This window comes from Telluria sp. ZT3P25, from assembly GCF_059685895.1.
Genome location: NZ_JCASIJ010000004.1, coordinates 20,234 through 37,048, shown reverse-complemented (window position 1 = coordinate 37,048; position 16,815 = coordinate 20,234). Strand labels below are relative to the sequence as shown.

The 16,815-nt window shown below is 49.5% G+C and carries 17 protein-coding genes and 1 pseudogene; 15 read left to right on the top strand and 3 right to left on the bottom strand.

The genetic code is table 11. The features are described from left to right. Positions 1-61: 61 nt before the first annotated feature. The 3 genes from AC56LY_RS23835 (at position 62) to AC56LY_RS23825 (ending at position 2,820) form a co-directional block, all read left to right on the top strand. Positions 62-982 (top strand): hypothetical protein, encoded by a 921-nt coding sequence (locus AC56LY_RS23835; protein WP_499583596.1) that lies wholly within the window; start codon positions 62-64, stop codon positions 980-982. Beyond that, a complete protein-coding gene (locus AC56LY_RS23830) occupies positions 979-2,487 on the top strand; it encodes an ATP-binding protein (protein ID WP_499583595.1) in 1,509 nt (502 codons plus the stop codon). Before AC56LY_RS23835 ends, AC56LY_RS23830 begins: the two co-directional genes overlap by 4 nt. Positions 2,488-2,610: 123 nt before the next feature. Then, entirely contained in the window at positions 2,611-2,820 is a 210-nt protein-coding gene (locus AC56LY_RS23825) for an antitoxin VbhA family protein (protein WP_499583594.1), read from the top strand. A gap of 101 nt (positions 2,821-2,921) precedes the next feature. Here the strand turns inward: AC56LY_RS23825 and AC56LY_RS23820 are convergent, their stop codons facing one another. Then, a complete protein-coding gene (locus AC56LY_RS23820) occupies positions 2,922-3,320 on the bottom strand; it encodes a hypothetical protein (RefSeq protein ID WP_499583593.1) in 399 nt (132 codons plus the stop codon). A gap of 1,011 nt (positions 3,321-4,331) precedes the next feature. On the opposite strand from AC56LY_RS23820, the gene ssb reads away from it, so the two are divergent. From ssb to AC56LY_RS23770, 10 genes are all read left to right on the top strand, one after another. Beyond that, a complete protein-coding gene (gene ssb / locus AC56LY_RS23815) occupies positions 4,332-4,808 on the top strand; it encodes a single-stranded DNA-binding protein (RefSeq protein ID WP_499583592.1) in 477 nt (158 codons plus the stop codon). Between the two features lie 140 nt (positions 4,809-4,948). Then, complete coding sequence (locus tag AC56LY_RS23810) at positions 4,949-5,719, top strand: ParA family protein (RefSeq protein WP_499583591.1); 771 nt, start codon at positions 4,949-4,951, stop codon at positions 5,717-5,719. Next, the gene (locus AC56LY_RS23805) at positions 5,668-7,023 is read left to right on the top strand and encodes a ParB/RepB/Spo0J family partition protein (RefSeq protein WP_499583590.1); all 1,356 of its coding nucleotides are present in this window, start codon (positions 5,668-5,670) and stop codon (positions 7,021-7,023) included. Before AC56LY_RS23810 ends, AC56LY_RS23805 begins: the two co-directional genes overlap by 52 nt. Before the next feature lie 54 nt (positions 7,024-7,077). Next, a complete protein-coding gene (locus AC56LY_RS23800; RefSeq protein ID WP_499583589.1) occupies positions 7,078-7,446 on the top strand; it encodes a TrfB-related DNA-binding protein in 369 nt (122 codons plus the stop codon). A gap of 106 nt (positions 7,447-7,552) precedes the next feature. Further along, a complete protein-coding gene (locus AC56LY_RS23795) occupies positions 7,553-8,683 on the top strand; it encodes a replication initiator protein A (protein ID WP_499583588.1) in 1,131 nt (376 codons plus the stop codon). A gap of 850 nt (positions 8,684-9,533) precedes the next feature. After that, complete coding sequence (locus AC56LY_RS23790; protein ID WP_499583587.1) at positions 9,534-9,794, top strand: hypothetical protein; 261 nt, start codon at positions 9,534-9,536, stop codon at positions 9,792-9,794. Next, entirely contained in the window at positions 9,766-10,047 is a 282-nt protein-coding gene (locus AC56LY_RS23785) for a hypothetical protein (protein ID WP_499583586.1), read from the top strand. The genes AC56LY_RS23790 and AC56LY_RS23785 overlap by 29 nt, the downstream gene beginning before the upstream one ends. A gap of 841 nt (positions 10,048-10,888) precedes the next feature. Continuing rightward, positions 10,889-11,422: a GNAT family N-acetyltransferase gene (locus AC56LY_RS23780; protein ID WP_499583585.1), complete on the top strand. Its 534-nt coding sequence runs from the start codon at positions 10,889-10,891 to the stop codon at positions 11,420-11,422. Positions 11,423-11,663: 241 nt separating this feature from the next. Then, positions 11,664-12,233 carry a recombinase family protein gene (locus tag AC56LY_RS23775; protein WP_499583621.1) on the top strand — a complete coding sequence of 190 codons (570 nt, stop codon included), beginning with the start codon at positions 11,664-11,666 and terminating at the stop codon, positions 12,231-12,233. A gap of 98 nt (positions 12,234-12,331) precedes the next feature. Further along, on the top strand, positions 12,332-12,808 hold the full coding sequence (locus tag AC56LY_RS23770) for a hypothetical protein (protein ID WP_499583584.1): 477 nt from the start codon (positions 12,332-12,334) through the stop codon (positions 12,806-12,808). A 182-nt stretch (positions 12,809-12,990) separates the two neighbouring features. On the opposite strand, the gene AC56LY_RS23765 is transcribed toward AC56LY_RS23770, so the two are convergent. Both AC56LY_RS23765 and AC56LY_RS23760 read right to left on the bottom strand, forming a co-directional pair. Beyond that, positions 12,991-13,518: a hypothetical protein gene (locus AC56LY_RS23765; protein WP_499583583.1), complete on the bottom strand. Its 528-nt coding sequence runs from the start codon at positions 13,516-13,518 to the stop codon at positions 12,991-12,993. A gap of 171 nt (positions 13,519-13,689) precedes the next feature. After that, entirely contained in the window at positions 13,690-14,259 is a 570-nt protein-coding gene (locus tag AC56LY_RS23760) for a hypothetical protein (protein WP_499583582.1), read from the bottom strand. Between the two features lie 494 nt (positions 14,260-14,753). On the opposite strand from AC56LY_RS23760, the pseudogene imuA reads away from it, so the two are divergent. Continuing rightward, a pseudogene (imuA, locus tag AC56LY_RS23755) lies at positions 14,754-15,475 on the top strand (translesion DNA synthesis-associated protein ImuA). A 456-nt stretch (positions 15,476-15,931) separates the two neighbouring features. Beyond that, a complete protein-coding gene (locus tag AC56LY_RS23750) occupies positions 15,932-16,759 on the top strand; it encodes a DUF932 domain-containing protein (RefSeq protein ID WP_499583620.1) in 828 nt (275 codons plus the stop codon). Positions 16,760-16,815: the final 56 nt, after the last annotated feature.

The window sequence follows — 16,815 nt, the reverse complement described above, 5'->3', positions numbered from 1 at the left end:
TTGACTACACCGCTGCTGCACTCTTCGAGTTGCAGCAGCTACGACTCCAATAAGAAAAAACATGCGTGTACCCTCCCGGCGAAGGATTCTTGTCGCTCTCGTTCCTCTGTTAGCAGGTCTTTCGACAGTTGCGCAGGCCATCAACTTCCAACGCTACGACTTGCAAATTATCGTCGGTGATCGCTCCCCGGCAACATTGCTGATCCTGGAAGAAATGCGCCGAAAGTTTCCAGGCGCGAGCATAGGCAATCAAGTCAACAAAAAACGCTCTGGTGGAAAATTACCGATATATGTCGCTGTCGGTCCCGACGCGCTGCGATACTTAACCGGAAGCGGGTTGTCAGGACCTGTAATCTCCACTTTTACTTCGCAGAAGGCCTATCACGCAATAGTTGACAAAGCCCCCGTACGACCAGGTACTACCACAGCAATATTTGCTGACCCGTCGCCTGTTCAACAATTCCAACTAATTGGCCTTATCTATGGCAAGCCGATCAAGGTCGGCGTCATTCTCAGCAGCGACAACGAGCAGATCGAAGGTATCCTAAGGCGCAGCGTGACACCGCGCCAGGCCGAGGTGACGTATGAGCGCTTGGCACCAGGCGAAGACATCACGCGGGTTCTAACCCGATTAGCTGACGTCCAAGCAATCCTCGCAATGCCCGATAGTGCTGTGTACAACGCTGAAACAATCAGGACGGTACTTGTATCTACCTACAGGCGGGACCAGACACTAATCGGCTTCTCCGCAGCCGTAGTAAAGGTTGGCGCACTGGCCACCACCTACACGACCATTCAGGACTCCATCGCCCAAATAGATGAAATGCTCACAAGCTATGAAACCTCGGGCCATTTGCCTGAGCTTCAGTTTCCAAAATACTTCGATGTCGCCATCAATGTTGATGTCGCACGATCACTAAACATTGTCCTGTCAGATCAAGTCTCGCGCTTCTCCAGAAAGCCAGGAGGGAAAGCGTTATGAAGATCAAAAGTTGGAACCATTGGAGTATTGCAACTAGACTCGTGTGGATCACTGTAGTGCCAATGGCAACACTGTTTTGCACAATCGTGTCTTTCACCTATTTCTCCCGACTGGATGAAGTTCGTACCGAAGTCATTGAGCGCGGGAACGTGATTGCGACCGCCATTGCCGAAAGCAGCGAATACTCGCTGGTCACTGGCAACGTTGACGAGCTGGAACGCATCTCAAAAGGCTTCCTTAAATCAGATAAAAGCATCAAGAGCATCCGCGTCTTCGACACCCGTCAGCGTCAAATTTTCCGCATCTCATCAGACGCACCGATAGACGGAACGATGCCAATTGCGAAGGCATCGGTGTACCGCCAAGTACTGACTGTCGATGAATTTGGAGAAACAGGCCAGCCTCATCTGACACCGCCAGTCGATTTTGCCGCTTCTAAAATTACCCCAACTGTAATTGGTGAAGCAGAAGTAGCCATGTCCGCGGTCGGAGTACTGAACGTGCAACGACGCCGCTTGTACGCGCAGCTGACGATGGCGTTAGCGGCACTACTGGCAAGCATTGCCGTTGCTACGTTACTGTCAAACACGCTGAAAAGACCTCTGAAATCGATCACGCGCGCCGTGAACCGCATCCAATCTGGAAAATACGATATCGATATTCCTGTGACGAGCGAGGGGGAGATCGGCCGACTGCAATCGTCCATCAATGATATGGCAATCAGTTTGAACGAATCCAAGCAGAGCCTTGAACGCAAAGTACACGAGCGGACGATCGAGTTAGAGCAATCGCGCAATGAGGCATTAAAGGCGAACGATGAGAAAAGAAAGCTAATTCAAAAAGTGAACACCGCCGTTGAAGACGAGCGCAAAAGCATTTCAGTAGAAATTCACGACCAACTCAACGCGACATTGATCGCAGCCAAACTGAACTCGGAACGTATCGTTCACTTAGCAGAGCAGGAGCCGTCCCGCCAACGAAGCGATGAAATTGGTAACCGTGCCAAATCAATCATGGATTTGACGCTTGAGCTATACGAAAATGCCAGGATCATCGTACGTCGCCTACGCCCGGAAGTGTTAGACATGCTTGGCTTACGGGGTGCTATTGAAGAAATGATCAATGTGTACAACGACAGTCATCCAAGCTGCAACTTTCAGTTCCAGGAGAACGGCGATTGCTCAGTGCTCGAAAGTAGCTTGTCGATAACCATCTTCCGGCTTATCCAGGAATCACTATCCAATGTAGTGAAACACGCAGGAGCTACTCAGGCCTACGTCACACTAAAAGTGTCTGACACACAAGAAAATGTCCGTCTGACCATCCTTGACAACGGGATCGGCAGCACGATTTCTAGTGAAAATGAAGGTATCGGGCTGATTGGTATGAAGGAGCGAATCTACCCATACAAGGGAACCTTTGACTTCACATCAACCCCAGGGCAAGGCACAAAGATTACGATTGTCCTTCCGTTGCTACTAGAACCCGCCGAGGACGAAAAATAAACCATACCATTTTCGCCTCCGCGAAATTATGGAGCCGTTCGTTTGCCGTTTAGAAATACCAGATTCTTTAGTCCTAAGAACTAGTTTTAATTTTCAATTTTTATTTCCTCAAAAGGTATCCAAATGAACAACATTAAAACCAAAGAAGACCGCGAAAAGCAGGTAAAGCAAGCTCTCGCAAACGGTGCTTTGGAAGGTATGCATCCCGATCCGCATTTTAGGGCTCTACTCGATCGGTATATCGCTGGTGAAATTTCTCTGGATGATGCTATTGAGATCACCAAGGCGCACTATCAACAGTCATCTGATTCAGCCCGAAAAATCTCCGAATAAGCACTCGGGTAGATGGGATAGGTCATGTGTTGAGGCTGAGTGCTCTCTACTTGTCGACTTCTGAAACATTCCGGCCCGGATCGCAATGATGATGTTTGCACTCAATTTGTGCGCGACAAGACCCAAGATCCGATCCGTACCACGAACGCCCTACATGCGGGTGTGGTTTTCTCGAAGAATAAGACGGCGTCATCGAGGTTGCGCCAAGACTTTAAATCGCCGCGAGCTGTAAGCACATCGTGTTTCTCAGAAGTACTTAAGAGTAGTACAAACGCATACCAAAAATTGTCGTCTGCACAATGAATTTCAACGGAAAAGCCGTCAGGGCTAGTCTTGGCAATGGTTGCCAGTTCATTTTTATTAAAGCCCATTTGCACTACTAGAGTTCGGTTGAAGTGCTGCAATTCTACTTTATTCACGAGCGTTTGTAACACTTGTCTAAAAATCGTGATTTTTGAAAAACAAAATCCGAAAACGCGTAAGACAAGTTCATGGGGCATTTTTCGCTGCGCGAAAAACCGGGGATGTCCATTCCGGAGCGCGCAGCATAGCTGCTTGGTCGCTGCGCGACTGGCCGACAAGCGGCCACCCCTACAGGCCACCCACTTGCCTAACCCCGAGTCGTTACAGACAACGAGAGAATCAGTGCCCCATGCCCACCCTTACCTGCAAAACCCAAAACCTCAACACAGAGATAAAGCAATAGACGTCCATGTAGCCCGCAGCCCGCGCTTGCGCGGGTTTGCCGGTAGGAGCCGGGCCGGTAGGCCTTGGCCGCTCGCGGCCAACTCCGTATCCCGGCAAAGGCATGGACGGTACCACCAGCGTTGGCATGCCTATTGTTTGGTATTTGAGAGACTAACCAAGCATGCATTGTAGGCACGAACAGAAAGACAAATGATGAGGAACAGCCTGCAACTTAAAGAGCACCATCGGTACAGATACGAAACCCGTCAGTAGTAATCCACAGGTTCCTGGGTGGTCGGGCGGGGCTGACCGGGGTCGGCCCGGTCAAAACGCCCCTAAACCTCCCACGTGACAGGGGGTGCCGTCCTTTGGCGGCATCCTGGCCTTCGCCAGGACCGCCGGGGGCGCCCCCGTTCCGATCTCTCACACGTTTAAAAACCGGCTTTGCAGGACCAGGCTTGCTTGTTTTTTATGCGAGTTCATAAGTACGGGGCAACGGGCCGTTAAATATTTTTGCTTTTCTCCTATTTGACAACCTTAAACGCTTGTCAAAAGCGTTGTCATAGACTATAATACTTACATGGTGATCGAAACGAATTGCCATTAAAAACAAGTAGTTATGTCAACGTAAGCAACGGAGGTTTTATGTCAGAAGTCAAGTGGAGTAGTTTTGTTCTGGGGGTGGTAACGACATTGATCGTCGTGATGCTGACGGTAGTTGTTCTGTTCTATCAATTCGACTCGTTCCTTTCCAGCTGTCACTAAAAGCTAGCTGCCCCGGCCGGTCCGGGGCCAACAAAACCTCATCATTAAAGGAGTTTGAAATGGCCTCAGTTAATAAAGTAATTATCGTTGGAAACCTCGGGCGCGATCCTGAACTGCGCCACATGCCAAGCGGTGACGCGATTGCAAATATCGCTGTCGCTACCTCGTATAAATCGAAGGACCGCAGCACCGGCGAACAAAAAGAAACAACCGAGTGGCATCGGATCTCGTTTTTCGGTCGCCTGGCCGAAATCGTGGGGGAGTACGTGAAAAAAGGTTCCTCAATCTACGTCGAAGGCCGTTTGCAAACCCGCAAATACACTGACAAAGACGGTGTAGAAAAGTACGCTACCGACATCATTGCTGAAAACATGCAAATGCTTGGCAACGGTAACAGCAGCCAGGATCAAGATGAGGCGCAGCCAGCACCGGTTGCCGCAGCACCGGAGGTACCATCGAGCAAGGGCCGCGCAGGAAAAGGCCGCGCTAAGCCTGTTGCACCCGCTAACATCCCCGATTCAGACGTGCCGTTCTGATACTCGCAAGACCCGGAGCAATCCGGGCTTGTAAAGCTGGTGACAACAATAAGATGTTTACAAAACTTGTCAGTTTTAGTATCGTCTACTTGACAACAATATTTGTACCGTCAACGTAAAAAGAATTTATAAGGCTCCCCATGAAAACCTTAGCCGTCGTAAATCAGAAAAGTGTCGGTAAAACTACCGTCGTTTTCCATCTTGGCAGTGCCGCCGCTGACTTCCACAACCTCCGCGTGTTGTTGGTCTCGATGGATGCGCAAGGTAGCTTGGAACTTGTCCTGCCACGTCAGGAAGATGCAGCCCCCGCTATGGTGGCGTCGGAGCTATTTGCCGAGGAAACACGTAGTACGCCGCTCGAATACCTAACCGATCGTGTTGCCATTATTCGGGCCGACCCGTCCATGTTCGAACTCGACACCGCTGGCGAAGAGTTCATTAAGCGCCCTGCGAAAAGCCTCCGCCAGTTCGCGAACGACTTCGACGTTTGTATCATCGACACTCCAGGGCGCATTTGCATGCCTCTCAATGCAGCACTGGCGGCGGCTGACGCGGTACTGTGCCCGACATCCTTGGGTCTGTTTGAAATGGCCGCGCTAGCCGATCTGTGGAAGTTCATTCAGGCCGTCAAGAAAAAGGGATTTAATCCAAGGCTGCGCATGATGGGCATCTTGCCCAACAAGATCAACACCAAAAGTAAAGAAGAACTGCAAGGGCTGGCCGCTTTGCGTGTTCAGTTTGGTACCGCGATTATGCCGCTCATGCTGAAAGAAAGTGCGGCCGTCAAGAAAGCTACCATGCGTCGCCGCCCAGTCTGGATGGCAACGAAGGGGGCCGGTCATCACGCCGCCGCGCGCGAATGGAAATCAGTCTGCAACGAAATTTTGGTGAACTTGGGAGTAACAAAATGAGAAAAAAATCACTGTCGTCTTCCGTGGCGTCCAAACCCACTGGCAGCGCTTTTAATGCCTTGAGCAGTGCATTAGGTGCCGGCATGGGCAACATGATGAACAGCGGCGAAGGCGATCTGGCCGACCTCCGGCTCGATCAAATCTACGTCGGGCCTCAAATCCGCGTTCAGTTTGAAGACGAGCTGAATAGCAATGCCGAGATGGATGCAAGTGTTTCCAAGCATGGCGTGTTTCAGTCAATCCTCGTACGCCCAACACCAGATGGTCCGAAAGAATACGCTCTTGTCGCGGGAGAGCGACGCTATCGGAGTTCGGAGCGTACAGGTAAGACCACCATTCCCGCTTTGATTCGGGAAATGACGGAAGAGGAAGCCGTCGTATTTCAGATGCAGGAGAACATCCAACGGAAGAATCTAACTCAGATCGAAATCGCCAAAAGGCTGCAAGCCGACCTTGAAGAAGCAGGCGGTAGCGTTGAGGCGGTCATGGCGAAGAACAACAAGTCGCGTGCTTGGGTGTCGAAATGGCTGGCTTTGACCACTTTGGACGAGCAGGCCACACGTGTGATCGCAGAGAGCATCAGTTCCGATCTGGAAGTTATCGGCATGGTCAAGACAGTTGAAAACCTTGATCCTGTCGCAGCCGCTCAAATGGTTGACGAGTTGAAGGAAACTCGCGGCAAGCAAGACGCACGTGAGGTGGCTGCAAAACACAAAGAGATTGTTAAGCCGTCGAAAAAAGACAAGTCACAAAAGCAAGGCAAAAACGCTACGGCTAAAGATCAGTCGGCTAAGCAACCAGGCGCTGTGACCTCGCCTAATTTCGCGGAGGCGAAAATCGTCAATGCTCAACCCGACAGCGAACCGTGGCCGTTCCCGGATCACTACACCGAGCACGCGTCAACTCGGACTGATACAGCGCCTACAGCGGCTCTTACAGCCACACAGGAACAAGAATCAGGCGCAGATGAGCATCGCGCTACTACCGGCCCAGGTCCTGCTTTCCCCGCGTCGATCCTGACTGATGGATATGAGTTGATTTTGACTAAGGGTTTGGCACCAAAGGAATTTCTCGCGTCCCTGTCGGAGCAAGAGAAGTCGGACGTACAAGAGTGGCTTGAGTCGTTCTATATCGCAGGAAGAGACAGCAAGAACATCGCTTTAGGCCTTATCCAGGGTTTGAGGCAGGGTACGTTCAGCCAAGACGGTGCAGGAGCATTTGCAATGCTGGCCTTCATCCAGGGCGGCGATTCGTCGGTGACGAAGTTCGACACGCTGAATGTTTTAGGCTTGGCCAAGCCGTAATGGGTCAGCTGGCCACCATTGCGTGGCCAGCCTTAAAAACTTTCGAGGATCATCATGGCAAGAGAAAAACGGCGAATGACGCAAGCCGATTTTGATGCGGTACTACCACTGTTGAAAAATGTCAGTAAGGATCGTTGTGAAGCGGCGAAATCTGCTTTGGTTGACGGCGAGACACTCGCCGTAGTCGCAGCCCGCCACGGATGCACTCGCCAAGCAATCAACAACACCGTCAACACGTTTTGGCAAAAAGCTACTGACTACCACGAAGCACAACGTGCAACCGCCAATGCTGGCGTTCTACTGCCTCCAGGCTGGGAACAGGTTACGTTGATCGCACCGAGTGCCTTAGTCGAAAAATTTCGGTCTGAGATTGCGATGGCCGCAACGTTGTCGTCAGATCAAAAAAGTTCTACAAAACAATAAAAAAACCCGACCCCACATAAAGCGGGACCGGGCACAAGTCAACGTAAGCCGAAGTGGAATAGCCCCGACTTAACGAGGCGCATTATACCAGCCAGAGGTAAAGTATATGTCACCGAAAAATGCACAGCCGCAAGAATTAGCTACAAGCCCAAGCGAAGAAAAAGAAGACGACATTGTCACAACGACTCCAGAGTTTAGCGATGTTGATGATGATGATGATGATGCGAGCACATTGCCACCGTTAGTACGACGCGTCAAAGCAATGGCAAAGAAGGCACACGCAGCAGCTCTGCAAGATCAACAGGGCGAGGCCCTGCAAAACGCAGGCATGCAGCAGCTAGACCTTTTCGTGGCAAACCTACTCGACTACAACTTAAAAGACGATATGGCCACCATGGAGGCTCCGTTATTTTCGTTGTCAACGAAGCCAGATATGGACACATGGAAGTGGATAAGTGCTGACAAAAAGAAGTGGCTTGAAGTTACCCCATCATCCATCGGTCGAGCCACCATCCATGACAAGGACCTGTTGATTTATCTCACTTCGCAGCTCATGTCGGCAATGAACGAAGCGCAACGTCTAGGCACAAAAATGCCAGGTAGACGTATCCGTTTCACGTTACACGATTTTCTCATTTCCACCGGGCGTGACACAGCTGGCAAGTCTTACGCGAGCGTAGAGAGCACGATCGACCGCCTGTCTGGAACAAGGATAAAAACAAACATAGAAATGGGCAACATCGACCGACGTAGTAGCTTTGGTCTAATCGAACGAGCTGACTACATCATCGAAACGGATGCCAAAGGAAAAAAACGGATGACTTCGATTGAGATTTCGTTGTCGGAGTGGCTGTATCGCGCCTTAGAGCAAAAGAACATTTTAACGATTACGCCGCAGTACTTTTCCCTGCGAAAACCTTTGGAAAAACGCCTCTACGAGCTAGCACGTAAGCACGTAGGTGAACAAGCTGATTGGGTTATCTCGGAAGAACGGCTGCTGGAAAAGACAGGTAGCAAAGCTAACATTCGAGAATTCAGACGAATGCTAGGGGCTATCATCAACGATGACAGCATTCCTGACTATCGAATGGCGAAGCATAAATCGGAGAAGACCGAAAACTTGGTAAAGTTCTATCAAAAAGACGCTAAGAAGCTTGCATTAGCCTACGCAAAAAAGGGTGATGTGAGGAAAGCCGCCAGCCCACGAAAAAGGACGCAATCCGACCTGTATGACTAACTTCGGGGTATCACACACACCAAGCCCGAACGAGATTTTTTAATGATGCCTAGAACTTATGAAGTCACACCACGCGATCCCGCCCTGGGCGGAGGGTGGAATCTCACATTGTTTGAGGACGAGCAACCTGCGGGGGCGGAGTGTTCCCTGTGGCCGAAGAAGAATCCAGCATCGGAATGACTTGGTGGAATTCGATAACTGAAGACGCTCGGACCCACTGGCTGATGATGGCCGCGTCAGCTGTTCCAGCTGGTGCGCGTCACGCATTCCGCTTAGCCCAAGCCTACAGGGAAGCGCAAGCCGAAGGAGACAACTGGATGAGCGGCAGTAGGTAAGAAACGATCTTAAGACCTGTTCTACTCACGAAGCCACACCACAGACGGGAAGCAACATCGCAGTATTTCCGAAAAGGTATTCCAATATGACAACGGAAACAGTCGGGGTTTCACACACACACTCAGCCTCGAAAGCTCGGGGTTTCACACACACGAATGCAGTCGGAAGTCTATTTGGTATTGAATCGCAGAAACAAAAACTGATTTGAAGACACCTACAACGCTAGGACTGGTGCATATAATTACTTTTATGAAACATCCGTCGGGGTTTCACACACGGAAGCAGGATTCGGGGTTTCACACACACTGCTCGGGGTATCACACACATAAGCTCGGGGTATCACACACAAAACTTCGGGGTTTCACACATCGCGTGTTCGGGTTTTCACACACGTTTTTAAATTTTTTAATCTTTATAATCATGCACTTACAAGTGTTATGCCAGGGCTAAAAATGTGCCTTAACAATATAACGTATATAACTTTTACGAACTCCAAACGCAAAATGGCATTCCAATGACAGAAGACGACCACAATCTCATCAAGCGCGAGAACCAAATGCAGCAATATGCAATTGCCATTCTGGACACCGCCCAAAAACTAGAGCTTTCAGTTGACGACATCGCTATTGTGTTTGGTGGCATCATCCGCGGCCAGACAAAAGCAAACGCCGAGTACCGAGGTATACCGGAAAACACCGTTGCCGAAGAATTACTTCGCAAGTTTATCGAAGGCTTGCAAGGCGTGCATGAAGCGTCTAACCAAGCCAGACATTGATAGGAAAATTTTGTTCTCTAACTACGGAAAGACCGGGAAAGTAACACGCTGGAATCTAGTAAATGCCGCTGATGGCTGGAAATGCGATGTGGTATGCGTGGACAAGGAAGAAAATGGCGTGATGGTCCAAAAATGGTCTACAAACGGGCGTGAGCTTCAGACTTCCGAAGATGGCCGTTCACTGATTCTGCCAGGAACCAATACCCTATTTGTCCTTCCAAGTAACGACGATGAAGGGAATCAGCAAAATTAGTCAATTGAGCGATTTTTCGCTTGATTTAAGTAGTATCAGGGCTATATAGACTGTGTCTTTTCACTTAGATAAATGACCATTAAGGAAAGCGTCACCTAAGTACAGTACTCCTGTCCAAAGAACCATACCGATGCACCACAAGAAAGTAAAGACGACTGTCAAAAGTGTACGTGTCTTAGGGGTAACTTCCCCATCTGTCGTAAAACTTATAAAAGGTTCTCCAAAATGAAATATTAAAATTCTTATGAATCCTATGTAAAGATGAACAGTTTGAGTGATTGTCAACACTGCGAACCAGCCTACCCAAAGCCCCCACACTACTACAGTCAATTGGAAGACGTACCTAGGAATGCGAACAGGATCGGTTTCCCATAAGTAGCGCAATACAATGAAGTACGCCCCTATAGTCAACAATGCGCGTAGATTGTCGGACAAGTGCTTGTGTGTCGGAGGCTTGTCTTCCCAAAGTCCCCAATCCAAGTAGGAGCGACCAAACCACTGGAAACGTTCTTTCTGAATACTCATAAAAATTCCCATTCTCTTTGCAAAACGCCATCGACTAGCAAGCTAGACACCCCGGCTATACCGACCTGAACAAATATTCTGAGATGCTGAAGTAAGCAAGAAACTGATCCCAGTTAGACATGGCTAAATGCAGCCATTTTAAGGCACCTCCACGCCACGATCAAAAAAAGAATGACCCTAGGCATAGAAAAAATCGAAATCGCCGCACGGCCCTCCTATTCAGATATGCGAGACAATCCAGAAGTTGCGGTATCACCGTCTAGAGTCTTGAGCGATAATCGCTTAAGATAAAAGTTAGATAACCTTTGGAGCTGCCGTGAAAAAATTTATTACTTTTCTGCGCATAAGACGAAAAGTTTCTCAGCGTATATTCCCAGAAGTTACTTTAAGCGACTTAAAAAAGGAATATGGCGGTAAAAAATTCGCCGCTCCTAACGCCGATATAACAGCAGCTATCAAAGATATCGACGGTAACGTTGTCGGAAGCACTGTATATACCATTTCGCCGCTAAAAGACCGGATTTATCTTTTCGATATTGAGATCACTGCTGGCTATAGGCGGCGAGGACTTGGCCTTGCCTTACTTATTTTCCTCGCAAAAGAATACAACTTGCCGCTTACAGTAGTACAACCAATTAGCCCAGCGTTCTTATTCTGGGAAAGTGCACGAAATGAGCTTGCGCATATAATAAATATGACAGAATCTTTATCGATGGGCGATATGAATTCAGAAAAGGCGCGATGGGATCATTTTCAACCACAAGTTCAAAAGCTCGAAGAATTGATCGCAGAAAGATTTAGACGCGGAGAAACATACTATCAAGCAGTCGGCCGTGGACTTGATGAGTGATTTCCATAGTGAAATTACCGTTTCCCGAAATGAAACCTAAATTTCGCCTCCGCGAAATTGGTATGTTGCATAAGAGACAATTTATTCTCAAGGCTATTTTGTCAGGTTAGGCTATACCCTAACCTGATGTCAGGGGGCCAGCATATGAACCGTCAGAATAGGGTGGTAAAACGTATTTCTTGACATATGACATCGAGGGTCATAGAGTCTTTCCTGATACAACTTGTTGAGAGGCAAATTTTTGCGTGGTCAGAGAATCGGTTATGTAAGGGTTAGCAGTTTTGACCAAAATCCAGAGCGTCAGCTTGATCAGGTACAAGTGGACAGACTTTTTACCGATAAGGTTTCGGGAAAAGACACGAAACGCCCACAACTAGATGCGTTGCTTTCGTTCGCCCGCGAGGGAGACACAGTTGTCATTCACAGCATGGATCGCCTAGCGCGTAATTTAGATGATCTGCGTCGTTTGGTAAAAACCTTGAACGAGCGTGGAATACGAATTGAGTTCGTTAAAGAATGCCTAAGCTTCACCGGAGAAGATTCTCCTATGGCTAACTTATTACTCTCGGTTATGGGTGCATTCGCAGAATTTGAACGGGCCTTGATCAGTGAACGACAGCGAGAAGGCATCGCATTGGCTAAACAACGCGGAGCTTACCAAGGCCGAAAAAAAGCCTTGATGAATAATCAGGTTATCGAACTGCATCGTCGGATCAGTGCCGGCGAGCCGAAAGCTGCTCTTGCAAGAGAATATGGCATTAGTCGGGAAACCCTTTACCAGTACCTAAAAATCAAGCCGCTGCTTGACTAAGCAAGACGACGCGCACGTTTACGCTGACTAGAAACCCAATTTAAAAGTTGCCTATCATGTTTTTAAGTTTTCTTTATAATTTAATTTGACGCTCTCCTATGAACAACCAAGGAATTTTGAAGTTTTCGTCGCATAGTCTTGCTATCTTTTGCTACGGCGGAATCTATGACGTATGCATCGACTATGCACAATCGCGACACGACCTGACGTCCGCAGGAATCATGCCCGAAAAGCGCCCTCAGGACGAGAATCGCTATCCCAGCGGTACTTCAGGGTCTTATGTGCCGTTCGCAGGACCGATCACAGCTCGATGGAAGACGCGCGACGGCAGCAGTCTCGAAGCTAGCGTCGACCTTGATACTATCTTCCCGGAGCGCGCTGTGAACTACGGTCAGGACCCTAACATGATCGATCGAGCTGACCCGTTCGTGATACAACCCATCATCCTTATTGAAGTGGACGACTGCACGGTCAGCATTTACCTGCTCGCTACGCTCAGACTGGATAATCCTGCAGGACCGAAGCCGTTTGCGAGCAGCAGAGAACGAATCCTGGCCTATACACGAACCTACTAGGTGCTTCTACAGAATTCGGGAAAATCGTACGTTAAGGCAACGCATGGTCATCGGCCACCGCCGGCCGGTTTCGACACGCCCGCCATCCATAACCATTACAGCAGGGAATTTGCAGTAATTTGGGTCGCAAGCGAACTTACGGACGGGCCTACGATTAACAGGCTGTTGTCACCCATATTGTGTCACGGACTTTCAGTGGTCTGCGCGCGCCCGCTCTGATGACGCCTCAGCATCTCCAGCCAATCATCCATGCGATTTTCTGGTATCAAATGCCATTGCCGAACCTTAGTCATCTGAGCCTCAATATGTGGCATCAATGTGTTCTCATAGTTGAGCATGGCTTGACGGTGCTCGGCTGTTTGTAATCGCATGTATGAAGGTAGCCCTTCTGCATCTTCACGCTGCTCAACCCTGTGCGCTCGGAAAAGACCTGTGAGCAGGTTTGCCCGGACGGTTGCATACGTTACCGTCACAGCAGCAGCCGCCTGGCTCGGTACTTGTTTCGTTGCCACTAGATAATCGACCATTGTGTCGGCTAGAAAGGCTTCCGAGACCTGCTCCCGTAGGGCTGGATGTGGATGCCGACGGCCCACAATATCTAAGCTTTCCGCGTAATTCTGATAAAACCGCTGGAACATGCAGCTAACGGAACAATGCAATAAGTACACCAGCGGAAAGCAAAGCCGTCCCGTCGCCTGAATATATTTCATTGTGAGATCCATAGATTCTGCATCAGCCATCAGCTCGCGGGCTTGTGCAGGAAGGTCTGCCGGGGCTTCTTTTGATGACCCATTATCGGCGAGATCAGCGCTGGGCCTGCTTATTGGAAATTCTAAGAACTGTTCGGGACTCTCAAGATGGTCGGTAGTATTTCGCAGACGTTAGTGCTGTTGCACAACGTGGCCAAGCTCATGAAAGAACGTCCATACCAGCATAAGTTCAAACATTACGAACCGGCATCTCACGTCGTTCGCGTCAAATACGTTCTGCTGCCCAAGTTCATGCTGTTCAGCAAGACCCTCACAGAAGGCCGAAAGATTCTCGTGTACATGACCAGCTCGGAGCATGGGCATTGCAGTTTTGAAGGCGAACGGAAAACCTTCCCATGTCGAGTTCTTATGGAAAGCATCTAGGGTATTGGTTTCTTCTACCAAGCGTTTGCAGATTAACGGGTAGGTAACGGCATCACGGTAAATGTCTGTGATCATTGCCAAGTAGATCACCATGTGCGGACGTAGTGGCTCGTGTGACTTGTACCCTACGCCTGCATTTGGCGGCCCTAGCGGGATGTCAATCGTCAACTCGCCGTCCAACTTAGAAAACACGTGCGTGTTGCTCCACTCGACCAGATCATCGAGGATGGAGCGTGCAAATAGCTCGACGAGTTCAGTATTAACGTATTTCAGCTCTTCTTGCAGTCGCAAAAGCTTCAGCTCATCAAGTTTGTTCATTTGGACAATTGTAGGTTAGGAGAACAAGGAGAACGGAAAATGAGCGCATCGTGTATGTGCTCTTCCCGTACTAGCGTCGTCCCCAGGGGACCGCCTAATGCGGGAAACCAGGTCGGATTGGTTGAGCAATCGGATACCCTACTTTAGACCATTTCCGTCATGGGCCAGAATGCTCAACCGCAATTTAGAGGCTTAGCGTACTATTTTTTCCGAATTCTGTAGGCGCCCCTACTAGGTTAGACCAAAGCGAGAGTATGGACCTGCGCTCAGATGGGATTGGTGTCAGACATACCTTAAGAGACACTACATGACGCATTGTTTGCTTAGGGGCATTTTTCGCTACGCGAAAAACCGGGATGCCCGTTCCATGGCGCGCAGCATAGCTGCTTGGTCGCTACGCGACTTGCCGCTACGCGGCAACCCTTCCAGACCACGCCTTGCCAACCCCGAAGAACCCGTATACTGTATAAAAACACAGTACTTATGAGTTCGCTATGACCACACCCAACATCCGTCCAACGCTGGAGGAATTACATCCTTCGTTATGGAGAGCATCGCAGTTAGCCCGATTTACCGGTAACTCGATAGACACTGGCCACAGTACGCTTTCTAACCAGCTTCCCGACACTGGATGGCCAACTGGCAGCTTGATCGAACTTTTAGTCCAACAACCAGGTGTGGGGGAATTCAAGCTGCTTGCACCGGCGCTTCGCCAAGTATCAAGCAAAACAATTGTGCTTTTGCAGCCGCCTCAAGTACCTAATGCACTTGCCTTTGCAGGGCAGGGCTTTCCACCTCAAAACTTTGTCTGGCTTAAGAGCACGACGACTGGAGATGCCCTTTGGGCAGCAGAAACCGTGCTTCGCTCAGGCACATGCGGTGCTCTTATGTTTTGGAACACCCATGTAAGGCAAGAGAGCCTTCGTAGGCTGAATTTAACAGCTCAGGCAGGACAGACACTGTTCTTTGTATTGCGACCGTTAGCAGCTGCGCAGGACCCCTCGCCGTCACCATTACGCTTGAGCTTACGGCCCGCCGAGGGGGCGTGAATATCGGGTTCATCAAGAGACGGGGACCACAACGTGATGAGCCATTATTTTTGCCGCTGCAAAGTTTTATCCAAGATGGCAGACGTCGAGGAAAGACGACGTTGCCATCGAGTTCGGAACCTGCGATATCAGGCAGAGGATTGAACGTCGGAGCGTTGCAGAGTTAAATTAATCTCGCCGTTTCGCGGAGGCGAAATTAGGCACTACCTACGGCAGGTGTCACGAGCGCGCAGCTAAACCCGATACTGGTGATGCATTGGTCGCGGAGTGGTCGGGCGGGGCTGACCGGGGTTGGCCCGGTCAAAACGCCCCTAAACCTCCCACGTGACAGGGGGTGCCGTCCTTCGGCGGCATCCTGGCCTTCGCCAGGACCGCCAGGGGCGCCCCCGTTCCGATCTCTCACGTGTCTTAGAACCGGTTTTGCAGAACCAGTTTTTTTACTGACACGTTAATAACGTATTTTCAGGCGGGCTAAAGACAATAAAAAACTTGGATATTTCTTTGTTTTGACAACCTGAAAAGCTTGTCATAGACGTTGTCATGGATTATAATAGTTACATGGTGGACGAAACGATTCACCTGTAAAAAAGTTAAATTCAACGTCAACGTAACCTAAAGGAATAATCATGTTAGCTTCTAAATTTGCCCGTAACCGTATTTCTCTCCGTTCCGAATCTCCTTTGGCTGACGATCAAATCATGCGGGTCGCGCCGTCGATTTTCGCAGTGGAAAAACATGCCAGTCGCTCGGAGCGGTACACGTATATCCCAACCGGGGACGTTCTTACTGCGCTTCGCAAGCAAGGATTTTCTCCATTTATGGTATGTCAAGCCAAAGCCCGAGATGATTCCAAACGCGAACATACGAAACACATGGTCCGACTGCGTCACGCCAGCCAAATAAATAGTAAGGAAGCAAATGAGATTATTTTGCTTAACTCGCATGACGGAACAAGCAGCTATCAAATGATGTCTGGTATGTTCCGTTTCGTTTGCGCCAATGGTTTGGTATGTGGCGACACCCTTAGCGATATCCGTATCCGTCATAAAGGCGACATCATCGACAACGTGATTGAGGGCGCATTTCGGGTACTGGACGACTTCGAGGTAATCGGCGGCCAGATGGACAGCATGAAGGCGTTGACGTTGAATACGGGCGAACAGCAGGCCTTCGCACATGCTGCGCTTTCGTTAAAGTATGACACTGAGCTTGCCCCGGCCCCAGTTACCGAAACACAAATCTTGACTCCTAAGCGTCTTGAAGACCGTTCTAATGATCTTTGGACTACGTTTAATCGTGTACAAGAAAACTTGATCGATGGTGGATTGCGCGGGCGGACGCCAACGGGGCAAGTACGTCAAACACGGCCAGTTACCGGCATTGACCAGTCCGTGAAGCTTAACCGCGCGTTATGGATTCTGTCAGAAGAAATGCGCAAGTTGAAAGCTTAATTAATCGGCGGGGGAGGGCGTAAGCCCTCCTTTCGGGATAACCAATTACGGAGCTA